General features: G+C 39.4%; 11 protein-coding genes. 7 read left to right on the top strand and 4 right to left on the bottom strand.

Annotated elements, in window-relative coordinates; genetic code table 11:
- Positions 1 to 2: 2 nt before the first annotated feature.
- Together H8B17_RS14290 and pfkA are read right to left on the bottom strand one after the other, a co-directional pair.
- Entirely contained in the window at positions 3 to 851 is an 849-nt protein-coding gene (locus H8B17_RS14290) for a hypothetical protein (RefSeq protein ID WP_190309915.1), read from the bottom strand.
- A 66-nt stretch (positions 852 to 917) separates the two neighbouring features.
- Positions 918 to 1,913 carry a 6-phosphofructokinase gene (pfkA, locus tag H8B17_RS14285; protein ID WP_223816583.1) on the bottom strand — a complete coding sequence of 332 codons (996 nt, stop codon included), beginning with the start codon at positions 1,911 to 1,913 and terminating at the stop codon, positions 918 to 920.
- A 110-nt stretch (positions 1,914 to 2,023) separates the two neighbouring features.
- Here pfkA and H8B17_RS14280 point away from each other — a divergent pair, with 110 nt between their 5' ends.
- The 6 genes from H8B17_RS14280 to H8B17_RS14255 all read left to right on the top strand — a co-directional run bounded on the left by H8B17_RS14280 (position 2,024) and on the right by H8B17_RS14255 (position 9,664).
- Positions 2,024 to 2,686, top strand: coding sequence for an NUDIX hydrolase (locus tag H8B17_RS14280; RefSeq protein ID WP_190309913.1), 663 nt, complete (start codon positions 2,024 to 2,026; stop codon positions 2,684 to 2,686).
- Between the two features lie 130 nt (positions 2,687 to 2,816).
- A complete protein-coding gene (locus tag H8B17_RS14275; protein WP_190309912.1) occupies positions 2,817 to 3,422 on the top strand; it encodes a TetR/AcrR family transcriptional regulator in 606 nt (201 codons plus the stop codon).
- A 23-nt stretch (positions 3,423 to 3,445) separates the two neighbouring features.
- Complete coding sequence (locus H8B17_RS14270) at positions 3,446 to 4,765, top strand: TolC family protein (RefSeq protein WP_190309911.1); 1,320 nt, start codon at positions 3,446 to 3,448, stop codon at positions 4,763 to 4,765.
- A 25-nt stretch (positions 4,766 to 4,790) separates the two neighbouring features.
- Positions 4,791 to 5,849 carry an efflux RND transporter periplasmic adaptor subunit gene (locus H8B17_RS14265; protein ID WP_190309910.1) on the top strand — a complete coding sequence of 353 codons (1,059 nt, stop codon included), beginning with the start codon at positions 4,791 to 4,793 and terminating at the stop codon, positions 5,847 to 5,849.
- A gap of 12 nt (positions 5,850 to 5,861) precedes the next feature.
- Complete coding sequence (locus H8B17_RS14260) at positions 5,862 to 9,053, top strand: efflux RND transporter permease subunit (protein ID WP_190309909.1); 3,192 nt, start codon at positions 5,862 to 5,864, stop codon at positions 9,051 to 9,053.
- A gap of 164 nt (positions 9,054 to 9,217) precedes the next feature.
- Positions 9,218 to 9,664, top strand: a complete 447-nt coding sequence (locus tag H8B17_RS14255) for a DoxX family protein (RefSeq protein WP_190309908.1) — start codon at positions 9,218 to 9,220, stop codon at positions 9,662 to 9,664.
- A gap of 39 nt (positions 9,665 to 9,703) precedes the next feature.
- On the opposite strand, the gene H8B17_RS14250 is transcribed toward H8B17_RS14255, so the two are convergent.
- Positions 9,704 to 10,225 (bottom strand): RNA polymerase sigma factor, encoded by a 522-nt coding sequence (locus H8B17_RS14250; protein ID WP_190309907.1) that lies wholly within the window; start codon positions 10,223 to 10,225, stop codon positions 9,704 to 9,706.
- A 462-nt stretch (positions 10,226 to 10,687) separates the two neighbouring features.
- Between H8B17_RS14250 and H8B17_RS14245 the strand changes: the two genes are divergently transcribed.
- On the top strand, positions 10,688 to 11,812 hold the full coding sequence (locus H8B17_RS14245; protein WP_190309906.1) for a sensor histidine kinase: 1,125 nt from the start codon (positions 10,688 to 10,690) through the stop codon (positions 11,810 to 11,812).
- A gap of 69 nt (positions 11,813 to 11,881) precedes the next feature.
- Here the strand turns inward: H8B17_RS14245 and H8B17_RS14240 are convergent, their stop codons facing one another.
- The gene (locus tag H8B17_RS14240; protein ID WP_223816582.1) at positions 11,882 to 13,894 is read right to left on the bottom strand and encodes a M13 family metallopeptidase; all 2,013 of its coding nucleotides are present in this window, start codon (positions 13,892 to 13,894) and stop codon (positions 11,882 to 11,884) included.
- Between the last annotated feature and the right edge of the window lie 130 nt (positions 13,895 to 14,024).

Genomic DNA, 14,024 nt, shown 5'->3' with positions numbered 1-14,024 from the left:
TACTAGTTTTTATTAATGTAATATTTTATTAAATTCTGAACAGGCTCTTTAATAATAGAGCCAATATGTAACCCCTGTTCTGCACCTAATTCCCGTAACCAATCAGCGTAATTGTTAGCTACAGATCCCGTAAAATTAAATTGACTGTCGGGATAACTTTCGGATAAAGGTATCAAATAGGTTTTGATATATATGTCTAACCCTTTTTTTATATACTGCGTAAAATAAGGCTCGTCTCGATGTTCATAGATAAAATCGGCAAAACTTGTTAAAAACAAGTTTGGGTTGGGATTATAATATACCCGCTCCAATATGGAACGCCTGTCAATATTATATTTATGCAGTAGTTTTTCGCGGATACTGCTGGGCATCGTTTCCGTTAAAAAATCCTTCAATAATTGTTTACCCAACCAATTCGTTGATCCTTCGTCGGCTAAGATATACCCCATCCCGTAATTATTAGGTAAAACCTTTCTACCATTATAGTACGCCGCATTCGATCCGCTACCGATAATACCAATAATACCCTTTTCATCTCCAAACGTTGATTTTGCAGAAGCCTCCATGTCATGCCCTGCTTTTACTTTGGCATTTTTAAAGAATTGGGCAAATGTATGTTCTATTTTTTGCTGACGCTCAGGTGAAGAGACGCCCGCGCCAAAAAAGAAAATTTTACGAATCTTTTCTGCGTTGTTTATGAGATGATTGCTTTTGTTTAGAAGTTGTGTAATATATCGTTCATCTTGTATATAGGAGTTGATGCCCGGTGTGCGGAAACCGTGAAGTACACGTTTTTTATCCGCAATACGCCAGTCTGCATATCTTGACCCACTAAAAACAACTACAATCATTATACAAAATATCTAAAGATGAATGGACTAAAACCCATTTAAAAACCAAAAATAAAAAATGAATTCTTATAAGGCCATTATTTTTGCAATTTCCACAAGGTCTTCGTTAAGTTTTAGTTCTTTTTTACTTAGTGCTTCTTCCAAAGGTGTGGTAACCATTTCCGAACCTCGGATCCCAATAGTAGCCCTTGTATTACCTTTTAAAAGTTCATTAACAGCCGAATAGCCCATACGAGTGGCCAATACCCTGTCGGCACTACTGGGTGCCCCCCCTCGTTGTAAATGTCCTAATATACTAACTTTTGTGTCATAATAACCAAATTTTTCATGAACACGTTTTGCTACGTTATTTGCCCCTCCGTTTTTATCACCTTCTGCAACAATCACAATCATAGACGATTTTTTTCGGTCCGCAGCATGAGCTAGCATCTCAATGAGTTCGTCAATGGCTGTATCCTTTTCTGGAAGAAGGATAGCTTCTGCACCGCCTGCCACGCCCGCATTCAGCGCAATGCACCCTGAATCACGTCCCATGACCTCAATAAAAAACAAGCGATTATGAGAAGCTGCCGTATCGCGGATTTTATCAATCGCTTCAATAACGGTATTATTTGCGGTGTCATAACCAATGGTTAGGTCCGTACCATTCAAATCATTATCGATAGTTCCCGGGATACACATCACGGGAATGTCAAATTCACGCGAAAATATCTCTGCACCGGTAAAGGTACCGTCGCCACCGATCGCTACCAAAGCATCAATACCGGCGGTCCGAACATTTTCATACGCTTTTGCACGTCCTTCAGGTGTTTTAAATTCCATGCAACGGGCTGTTTTTAGAACAGTACCTCCCATCTGTATAATAGAGCTAACCGTTCGGCTGTCCATATCAAACATCGTATTGTCAATCATGCCTTGATAGCCATGATAAATACCGGTAACTTTTTTATCATTGTATAGCGCTGTTCTCACAACAGCGCGGATAGCAGCGTTCATTCCTGGGGCATCTCCCCCAGATGTAAAAACGCCTACTCTAGTTATTTTTCTCACTCGATTACTCATTTTAGGTTCTACGAATATAGTGTGTATTTTTTACACTATTAAATTTTTTTTTGTTTTTTTTGGATTATTGTGATAATATTGATGAATATTGATTAAAAAATCAGATTATTTTGCAAACTCATTTCACTATAGACTGCGTAATATATAGTTTTAACGAAGGTAAGCTTCAGTTATTGTTAACCGAAAGAAGTGTATACCCCTATAAAGATTGGTGGGCTCTGCCGGGTTTCTTTGTCGAAAAAGACGAAGAAATGGAAGATGCAGTAAAACGTATCCTATATGAACACACGGGGCTAAAGGACATTTTCATGGAACAACTGGGCGCATTTGCCGATGCCAAACGTCATCCAGAAGGACGTATATTGACGGTTGCTTTCTCCACTATTGTAAAATACGAAGATGTAAAATCCAAAATTAAACCAAGGACTTCCTATATGCGACAGGCGAAGTGGTTTGCGATAAATCAACTACCTGAATTAGCTTTTGACCATGCTAAAATTGTACAGCAAAGTCTTCAAAAACTAAAACATACCATTAATTACTCCAGTGCAGTGTATGAGCTTCTTCCCGAAAAATTTACGTTGACGCAATTACAACAGGTATATGAAGCTATTTTAGGAAAAACCCTTGATAAGCGTAATTTTCGAAAAAAAATCGCTAATGCCGGATTCCTTAAAGAATTGCCTGAGGTTCAAAAAGGAGTTTCATATCGCGCCGCCAGACTGTACAAATTCGATAAACGTAAATTCCAGAAGCAAGTTAATATTATGTAACGTTATTCATAGCTATAACTTAATTTACAGTAAGATTACAATTTCTTGATAAATTGTTTCTTGCCGTTTCATTTTGTTTTTTTACTTTTGAACGTTTTTAGAGAAAAGTCAAAAAGTATAAAGGTTAAGAATGGATCGTAAAAAGGAACAGATTGTTCAGGCAGCGCTCAAGCGATTTTCACATTATGGTTTTAATAAAACGACGATGAGCGAGATTGCTATTGACTTGAATATCACTAAAGCCAACTTGTATTACTACTATCCTGACAAAAATGCGCTCATAAAAGACGTCCTTGCTTACATATCGGACGAGATTTTTACACAGCAACATGAGGTGCTTATTCAATATAATGGCGATATAGTGGACATCCTATGTAAGCTATTGGAGGTAAGGGCAAACTTTTTAAAGGACTATTATGTTCTCCATATCAACGAAAACCTCGAATGGATTAAAGGACAGGGGATCGGTACACTTTTGGAACGATTTCATTATAAGAACATAGAAATAGTAGGCGATTTACTGGCGCGCGCCGCAGAAAATGGTGAAATAGATGTGTATGCTATTGACGAAGCGGCAACTTCTTACACAGAAATTATGGCAGGATTGAGTCTGCTCCGCAGTGTGTCCGATACGATTTCCGGGATGCCCAATGCAGGGAATGTGGATGATATTTTAGAGAGTCAAAAGAAAGCGACAAAATTTATATTCAGTAATAAAATAAAAGAGAAAAATTAGTTTTACAAATCATGTTTTCAAAAATGAGATTTAAATATTTAGGTGTTCTAGCTGTCGGTTTATTGCTGCATATAAACCCTCTTCAGGCACAACAGACACTTACGCTACAAGAAGCGATAAAATATGCGCTCGAAAATAAAGCAGAAGCTAAAACAGCTAAGCTGGAAGTTGAAAATGCGCAATATCAGATTGATGAAGTCCGTGCAGGAGCGTTACCGCAAATTAATGCATCGGGGACCTTAAAATACAATATTCTTATTCCTGAGATGGTAATCGATATGGGAGGAGAAGTGCTCACCGCAAAGATGGGGCTTCCATGGAACTCATCCGCAGTCGTTTCATTAAACCAACAATTGTTTAATCAATCTCTTTTCACGGGGTTGAAAGCAGCTAAGACCACGCGAGAATTTTATCAGCTGAACGCCCAATTAACAGATGAGCAACTGATTGAAAATGTATCCAACGCGTATTACGACATTTTCCAAACGCAATTGCAATTACAAACTATTCAGAATAATTTAGATAACACCAGTAAAACGCAAAAAATCATTGACGGTATGGTCGCTGCCGGTCTCGCCAAAAAGATTGATTTGGATCGATTATCGGTGGCAGTAAATAATCTGGAATCGCAAAAAAAACAAATACAAAGCGCGTTACAGCTCAAAGAAAATGCGTTGAAATTTGCGATTGGTATGCCAATGGAGATGGGTATTGAACTGCCTGAAGAAACATTTGAAATCAATCCAGCTATTTCATTAGAAACCAATAATATTGAAAACAGATCAGAAGTTCTTTTGAGCGAGAAGCAAATCGCGTTATACGAATTGAATAAAAAGGCGGAAAAGGCAAGTTTGTACCCCACGCTGTCGTTGGGAACCGACTTTGGATTTAATGGTTTTGGTCAGGGATTTCCGATTGGAGGAGATTTTATGTGGCCAAAAACATCCAGTATTGGTTTGAACTTATCGATTCCAATTTTTACAGGAGGAGCAACAAAAGCTCGGATTAATCAAGCGGATATTGATATTCGGAAAGCGCGAGTTACATTAGAAGATACGAAACTAGGTATTTCCCTTGCGAATGAAAATGCGAAAACCCAAATAAGGAACAGCTTACTAACGGTAGATGCTAATCGCAGAAACGTGACACTTGCCGAAGAGGTCTTGAGCGACACCCAAAACAATTACAATAACGGTTTGGCTACATTAACAGATTTGTTAGATGCAGAAAAAGCCTTGGCTGATGCAGAAACAAACCTGAATACCTCCTTGTTGGATTATAAATTAGCAGAGGTGCAGCTTATCAAAGCAAACGGAAATTTAAGAACATTAATCAACGAATAATCAACTTACTTTATACAGATCAAATATGAAACGGGTAATTATAACGGTAATCATCATTGCTGCAGCGTTAGCAGGAATAGTGTTTATTTTGAATCAAAACAAAGCCAAGAACGAAGCCGATACGGCTACAGTAGCTATTCAAAACGCAGCGGTGGCCGTTCGTGCCGATACAGCAGATTTTAAAGACGTAAATACACAATATATAACAAACGGCGTATTCGCGCCGCAGCAAGAAGTCATGTTATCCGCAGAAGCTTCTGGTAAAGTCGTGCGTGTACTCGTAAAAGAGGGCGCCTATGTAAAAGCGGGCCAGACTCTTGCGGTCATTGATGGAGATAAGCAAAATGTTAACGTGACCAATGCACAAGCTACTTTTAATAACGCCGAAGCGGAAGTTGCTCGTTTCGAAAGCGCATTTGCAACGGGAGGCGTCACGCAGCAACAGCTGGATCAAGTGAAGCTGCAGTTAGAAAACGCCAAAAACAATTTGAAATCCGCACAATTATCTGCGTCTGATGTTAACATCACCGCTTCTTTTGCAGGTGTGATCAACAAAAGAAATATTGAACCAGGCTCTTACGTGAACCCTGGTGCGGAACTCTTTGAAGTGGTAAATGTTTCAACGTTAAAATTGAAAATAAATGTTGACGAAAAAAATATAGGACAGACGAAATTAGGACAACGTGTTAAGGTAGAATCGCCGGTACTGCCAAATCAAACCTTTTATGGCACCGTTACTTTTATTGCTCCAAAAGCCGATGGTAGTTTGAACTTTCCCGTCGAGTTGGAAATTAAAAATAATGCCAATAATGATTTGAAAGCCGGGATGTACGGCACAGCTTATTTCGGGAGCGAACAAGCTGTCAATGCATTGGTTGTACCACGTAATGCGTTTGTAGGAAGTGTGAGTTCTAATCAAATATTTGCCATAGAAGATGGAAAAGCAATATTGAAAAATGTCGTGTCCGGAAGGAGTTTCGGAGACTATATTGAAGTGGTGTCGGGATTGGAAAAAGGTACAGTGGTTGTAACTTCTGGACAAATCAACCTCTTAGAGGGGACACCGGTGGAAATTATTAAGTAAAAAAACCTCTCCATGAAGATTTCTGAAATATCTATAAAAAGACCCAGTATAATAATCGTATTGTTTATTATACTAACGCTTGGTGGTATATTCTCCTATAGCCAAATGGGGTACGAGCTCGTCCCAAAATTTGAGGTGAATGTTATCACAGTACAAACTATATATCCCGGAGCGGCCCCGTCGGAAGTAGAAACTTCGGTAACAAAAGTCGTCGAAGATGCTGTAGCCTCGCTGGAAAACGTAAAGAAGATCGAGTCAAAGTCGATGGAATCTGTGTCTGTTGTTATGATTCAGCTCAATACGGGGGCAGATGTCAATTTCCTGCTCACGGATGCGCAGCGTAAAATAAACGCGGTCATCAACGAATTTCCAGACGATGTTGAAACACCGGCTTTATCTAAGTTTTCATTGGATGATGTGCCAATCATGAACTTATCGGTGACATCCAATTTATCAGAGAAAGATTTATACGATCTGTTAGATCAGAAAATTCAACCTGTTTTTGCCCGTATAAATGGGGTGGCCAAAGTGGATATGATCGGAGGAGAAGAACGTGAAATTCAAGTCAGTGTGGACCCCAAGAAACTGGAAGGTTACGGCCTTTCTGTTTCGCAGGTACAACAAGCTATTGCTTCAGCTAACCTCGATTTTCCGACGGGTAATGTGCGTACGCGAGACAATCAGACCACATTGCGTTTGGCAGGTAAATTTACAAGTATTGAAGAGCTGCGAGACTTGCCTATCACCACACCTGATGAAGTTGCTATCCGCTTACGGGATATTGCGGATGTACAAGATGGTATCAAAGATATCGAAAAGATATCTCGTATTGATCGACAAAATACGATCTTGATGCAGGTATTTAAGCAATCAGATGCCAATGCTGTAGCCGTTTCGGAATTAGTGAAAGAGGAAATTGCCATTGTAAATGCAGATTATCAAGCACAGGGTGTCAATATTCTCATAGCAAACGATACGACCGACTATACGTTGACCGCTGCAAACAACGTGATACATGACCTGATGATTGCCATTGCATTAGTAGCGTTCATCATGTTATTCTTCCTGCATAGTTTGCGTGACGCATTTATCGCGGTGATAGCTATTCCATTATCGTTGATTGCCACTTTTATCTTCTTAAATATGTTAGGGTACACACTGAACCTGATGTCGCTTTTGGGACTATCGTTGGTAGTGGGTATCTTGGTGGATGACGCGATTGTAGTAATCGAAAATATCCACCGCCATATGGAGATGGGTAAAAATAAAGTTCGCGCATCTTTTGATGGTGCCAAAGAAATTGGGTTTACAGTATCAGCAATTACGTTAGTTATTGTCGTCGTATTCTTACCTATCGCTATGTCCTCCGGTTTAGTCTCCGATATTTTACGCCAGTTCTGTGTTACTGTAATGGTTTCCACATTGCTTTCGTTTCTGGTATCATTTACGATTGTACCTTGGCTGTATTCGCGTTTAGGTAAGCTATCGCATATCGATAAGAAATCATTTTTTGGTGGAATACTGCATGGTTTTGAAAATGGTTTAACTGCATTAACACACTGGATTTCTGGTATATTGAAATGGTCCTTGAAACGTCGGTTGAATAAAGTAATCGTATTGCTTATTTCCATCGGATTATTATTTGCATCGTTTGCGTTAGTTGGTATGGGGTATATCGGATCCGATTTTTTTCCAGGAAATGATAAAGGAGAGTTTTACCTCCAGATGGAGATCAATAAAGACGCCTCTTTAGAGCAGACAAACTTTATGGTTCAAAAGGCCGAAAACTATCTAGCACAGAAGTCGGAAATTGACCGAATGATTACAACCGTAGGGCAGGCATCTGACGGTATGATGAATGTAGGTGGTACTAAGTATAAAGCAGAGATTCATATTATTTTAGAACCCGGATATAATAAAACAGAATCCACGAAGGTTTACTCTGCAAAGTTGAAACGGGAGATGGAAAACGTGTTAGTAGGCGCTAAATTAAAAACCGTTAATATGGGTATTATGGGAGCCGAACAAGCACCATTGATGATGACTGTCGTAGGCGCTTCTCCAGAAGACGCATTGGAAACAGCGCGTACTTTTGCTGATATTCTCCGAGGGATACCTGGTGCATCAGAAGTCGAATTGACCTCCGAAGACGGTAACCCGGAAATCAGCGTTGAGGTAGATCGGGATAAAATGAACAGGTTAGGGCTAGACGTAGCAACAGTTGGTATGACGATGCAAACCGCGTTTTCCGGAAATACGGACACGAAATATCGTGCAGGTGATACAGAATATGATATCAACATACGTTATGACGAATTTGGACGGGGCAATATTGATGATGTCCGAAACTTAAATTTTATTAATCAAGACGGTGAAAACATCAAATTGGAACAGTTTGCAGATGTTAACTACGCTTCCGGACCGAGTTTGTTAGAGCGACGAGATAAGTCACCGTCGGTGTCTGTACAAGCGCAAGTAGTCGGTCGCCCGGTGGGGACGGTGGCAACCGAATGGGAAACCAAAATCCAGGATCAGATAGACGGCAATACCCTTACTTTAAAACCCGGCGTTTCGTATATGTGGGGTGGTAATATGGAAAACCAAGAAGAAGGTTTTGGTACATTAGGTGTCGCATTAATTGCTGCTATCCTTTTAGTATATTTGGTTATGGTGGCATTATACGACAGCTTTATGACGCCTTTCGTCGTATTATTCTCCATTCCATTGTCTTTCATCGGTGCTCTGCTAGCGTTAGCGATAGCCAATCAAACCTTAAATATTTTTACCATTCTAGGTATTATCATGTTGATTGGGCTAGTAGCAAAAAATGCTATTCTCTTGGTAGATTTTGCCAACCACCGGAAAGACGCTGGGGCCAACACCTATGATGCTCTTGTAGCCGCAAACCATGCGCGGTTTCGTCCGATCCTAATGACTACCATTGCGATGGTAGTCGGTATGATACCTATTGCATTGGCAACAGGTGATGGCGCGGATATGAACAGAGGGCTTGCAATCGTAATTATCGGTGGACTTTTATCGTCTCTTTTCTTGACACTAGTCGTCGTACCTGTCGTGTATTCTATATTCGACAGTATCAGTAGAAGATTTGGAAAAAAAGAGAAGTTAGATTACGCAGAATTAATGCTAGCTGACTATGAGGAAAACGAGGATTATGTAGACGAGATGGAAATGAAATACTAATTTTCGAATCGCGCAGCAGATTTAGTAAGAGGTCAACAGCTCGTATGTTGACCTCTTTTTTTTAACCTCATTTAATTAAGCACGATTTTTGTAGTAAATTATATAACTATAAACCACATCTTAAAGCTGTACGATGGCATTACACGTTCAAAAAAGGAGGTTATATGAATCTGGTACAAAAAATAGGTCGGTGGGGCGATACGCATCACCCACGCTGGCTGGACATTTTAAGAATCTTTCTTGGGATCGTTATTTTTGCCAAGGGAATAAGTTTCGTAAACGATCGAGACGCTGTCGCTGACCTAATTCGGCAAACGAACTTTCAACTTTCGATCTGGTCGGCTGTTCATTACGTGGTATTCGCTCACCTCGTTGGCGGATTATTTATCATTTTTGGTTTCCAGACACGTTTGGCAGTTATCTTTCAAATACCCATATTAATCGGCGCGGTATTTTTCGTAAATATTACAAACGGGTTCGATTTTCTAAATTCCGAATTTTGGATTTCTCTAATCGTTTTAATCTTACTGTTCGTATTTCTAATTGCTGGTTCCGGAAAATACTCACTAGACAATTTAATGGACAAGCCGGGATATAGACGTTCGATTTAAAGCAAGAGAGACGTAATTTATATTACGTCTCTCTTCTTATTATCGCATTTTATATATAGATAGCTCTTTCTGGAGAAACTTCCGCGTATGGTGAATGCGGGTTTTTACCGTTCCTTCAGGTAGGCCAAAGTGATCGGAAAGCTCACGATATTTGTATCCTTCCATATATTGCACAAAGAGCTCGTAATGATCTTGTGGAAGTTTTTTTAATGCATCCTGTATGTCCTTCATCACAAATCTTCCCTCTACAGTATTGATAGTGAAAGGTTCTGAACAGCCGTCTTCCTTGTACCTTGAATTTTTGAAGATTTCATATTCCGTATGTCGCTGGTTGCGTCGGTAATGATTAATATAGACATTCTTCATAATGACGTATAGCCACGAAACTAGCTTCGGATTATTAAAAAAGTTATCCAGATATTTAATAGAACGAACCAAAGTTTCCTGCACAAGCTCATTGATTTCCTCTGGGTCCTTCGTAAATTTAAACGCTATATTTTTTAAGATATTTTGGTTTTCTAATAATGCTAGATTTATCTTTTTGCTTTCCATCGTTTTCATATTTTTATCTAGTTTACGTTCAATTGTGTGGAGAATATGGAAACAAAAACAATGCAAACAAGTCCTTAGTTGGCCGTTAAGTAAATAGTATCCTTGAAATACGATAAAAATACGTATACGGAAAGGTTGTCAATAGAAAGAGATAATAGTGGCTAGGAGCTAACCAACCTGTGTTTGTTAAAATAGATTTCATTTCTTGAAAATAATAAAACAGGTGTTTTACTTTCCTACACGTATAAATAGCAGATCGGCGGATTAAAGCGATAGCCAATACACTATAATTACGTATTTATCGCAAAATATTGTCTTTTACTTGTGTTTAAACTGACTTATTATCTAATTCAGACTTGACTTGTCTCTGAGACAGAAAACATATGGTGTAGCTATTTTAGGACTGTCATATTTGATATTCTATATGTATTTAATTGCAGTATACTAAAACAAATTTTTTAAAGAATTGTTATGTTGACGGTAATACTACCCCGTTTATCCGTATACATGAAGCGATATGAAAATTTCATTTTAGAGATCCTCCGTCAGTCTAGGGGGGCAACGGCTATCTATGATACCGCAGGTATACGAATCGCCTTTGCCAACAATGCGATGCGGGAAATCTGGGGATGTGGTGAGGAAGTTATAGGGCAATGCGTCGACTCGGTTTTTCCGGAATTCATAGAGCAGGGATTTTCGGAAATATTGAAAAGCGTATGGACGACAGGTCAGACGTATGAAGTAAAAGCATATCCCACAAATGTCATGATCAATGGAGATGTCGAAGTAAAATATTTTGATTTCATTTATCAAGCTATAGTAAACGAAGAAGGAAGTACGACTGCTATCGTTCAGACAGCAACTGACGTATCTTTACGTTTGCACGCTTTAGAAAAAGTGGAAGAACAGGATGCCATTCTAACGTTCAATAAAGAACTAGAGGTGCTGACGCGAACATTGTCACATGATTTAAAAAATCCTCTTTCCATAGCTAAAATGGGAGCGCAATATCTGCAAACGAAACATGTTGTTAACGAACTAGAGCTACAAAAATGGACGACTATTATTCTGGACGCACTGACCAGTATCGAGCATATTATCGCACATAAAATACAATTGAATCAAACACGTATGCTACAATACGATAACGCCGTGATTTTGTTGGAGAAGATTATTCAGAAAATATGTGCTGAAAGTCAAACATTGTACCACAGTGAGAACTGCGTGTTCAAAATCGGTCAGTTAGAATCTTTGTATGGGAATGAGGACGTATTCTATCAGATCTTTTTTAATGTCATTGGTAATGCGGTAAAGTATTCTTCCCAGCGGAATAAACCAATGGTTGAAATTAACAGTTCAAGGCGACAAGGCTTTATTGTTTATACGGTACAAGATAATGGAATTGGCATTCCGGAAATGGAGCAAACTGCTGTCTTTCAGCAATTCCATCGTGCGGAAAATACGGGCGGTTTTCCTGGTACGGGTGTTGGCTTATGTGTCGTAAAGAAAATTATGGAGCGCCTCAAAGGCAAGATTACCCTTTCCAGCGAGGTAAATAAAGGAACAACGGTTGAGTTGATTTTTCCCGACCCCTGAGTGCTGATCTATAAGTAAAGTCATAAACAATCCCGTATCGTCTGATACGGGATTGCTATAGATAATCCGTTACCAGATTTTGATACGTTGTTCTTTTGGTTTATACATCTTATCACCCTCTTTCGTATCGAATGCTTCGTGAAATGCATCTAAGTTCACAATAGGAGCAAAAGCACGATATTGCGCCGGAGAATGCGGGTCTGTTTTCACTTGATTAACCACAAATTCGTCCGTTGTTTTTGTTCTCCAGATCGTAGCCCACGACATAAAGAACCGTTGCTCTGGTGTATATCCATCAATCAACCCCGGATTTCCTTTGTCTTTTAAATACATTTGTAAAGCATCAAAAGCCACCGATGAACCACCAAGATCACCAATGTTTTCACCCAATGTGAAGCGACCGTTGACAAAAACACCAGGTATAGGTTCATATGCTTCAAATTGGGCAACCAATGCATCAGCAGCGGCATCAAACTTTTCCTTATCTTCGGGTGTCCACCAGTTATTTAGATTTCCATCGCCATCGTATTGCGAACCAGAATCATCAAACCCGTGCGACAATTCGTGTCCGATCACAGCGCCAATACCTCCAAAGTTTACCGCGGCATCCGCGCGATAATCATAAAATGGCGATTGTAAAATTGCCGCGGGGAAAACAATCTCATTGAATAATGGGCTATAATAAGCATTTACCGTCTGTGGTGTCATACTCCATTCGGTTTTATCTACAGGCTTATCTTGTTTGGCAAGATTATCCTCAAAAGACCACCTGTTCAGGGCATGAATATTCTCAAAAAGAGAAGTCCCTACGGCTAACTGTGAATAATCTTTCCATTTATCAGGATATCCGATTTTGACATTGAATTTAGCTAATTTTTCGAGCGCTTTCTCTTTGGTTTGAGCAGACATCCAATCCAATCCATTAATATGTACTTCAAAAGACTTAATTAGATACTGCACCAACTCTTCACAGGTCGCTTTCGCTTCTGGTGGAAAATTGTCTTTAACATAAAGCTTACCCAACAATTCACCTGCCGAGCCATTTACGAAATCGAGTCCTCTTTTCTCCATGGCACGCTGCTCTTTTTGACCCTTTAATTGACGCCCATAAAACTCGAAAGCCAGCTCGTCCAATTCACTGGATAAATAATTAGCCGCGTCATTCATAACATTGAATTTTAGATACTCTTTAATCTGCGGTAGATTTTGTGAGGTGATAATTTTATCCAAGTTTTTGTAATACTCAATTTCGCTGATAATGACTGTATCAGCCTTAAAACCGAGCGTCTTAATATAGTTCGCTACATCAATGTTTTTGACCATTTTCCCTAGATCTGCAACGGCAACCGGATTGTACCTTTTTTGCGCATCCCGTGACTCTTCAATCGTTTTAAGGTAAGAAGCAATTTCCTTTTCAAAAGCAACGATCTTCGGACCTTTAAGATCTTTCGTGCGTGGATCTATTTTACTGTAGAGTGTAGAAGCAAACGTCGCATATTGTCCTAAAGTCTCGACGTTTTTATCGTCCACCTTTTGGTAATATGAACGACCCAGTCCTAAACTTCCTCCGCTTAGGTAAACTGCATTCACATCACTATTTTTCATGTGCGCATAGACATATCCTCCGAAGAAAGGATTGCCGCCTTCTGGTCCCACTTCCACCAAATAATGGTAGAGATCGTCTAATGTCTCAATGTCGTCAATTTTGGAGAGATACGGTTTTATGGGATCAAATCCTAATTTATTTCGGTTTTCGATATCAATGTACGATTTATACAAATCCGCGATTTTTTGACCGTCTGTACCCTTCTCATAAGACTCCTTTAACGATTCTTTTAATATCTTTAATACCGCGTCGTCGGTGTTTTCCCGTAGTTCATCAAAAGAACCCCAACGAGCCTTGTCTGCAGGGATTTCGGCCGTTTTCATCCAATTTCCGTTGACATAATGGTAGAAATCATCTTGCGGGCGGACAGTCGTATCCATGTGTGATAAATCAATGGCTTGATGTGGTTCTTGTGTACCGGTACAGCCGGCAGTCAGCACCACAACAGTGGCTAATCCAAGAAATTTTTTCATCATACGTTGTGTTTTAATTCGGAAACATTTAAAGTTTCCCATTTTGTTGTTTAGTATGCAAACATAATAAAACTTAAGAAAATGAAACGTAACGATTGCGTAGAAAAAACTGTATTTTTCCGTATCTTGCTCT

The organism is Sphingobacterium arenae, assembly GCF_014692505.1.
GTDB classification, from domain to species: Bacteria; Bacteroidota; Bacteroidia; order Sphingobacteriales; family Sphingobacteriaceae; genus Sphingobacterium; species Sphingobacterium arenae.
This window is presented reverse-complemented; position numbering and strand designations above follow the sequence as displayed.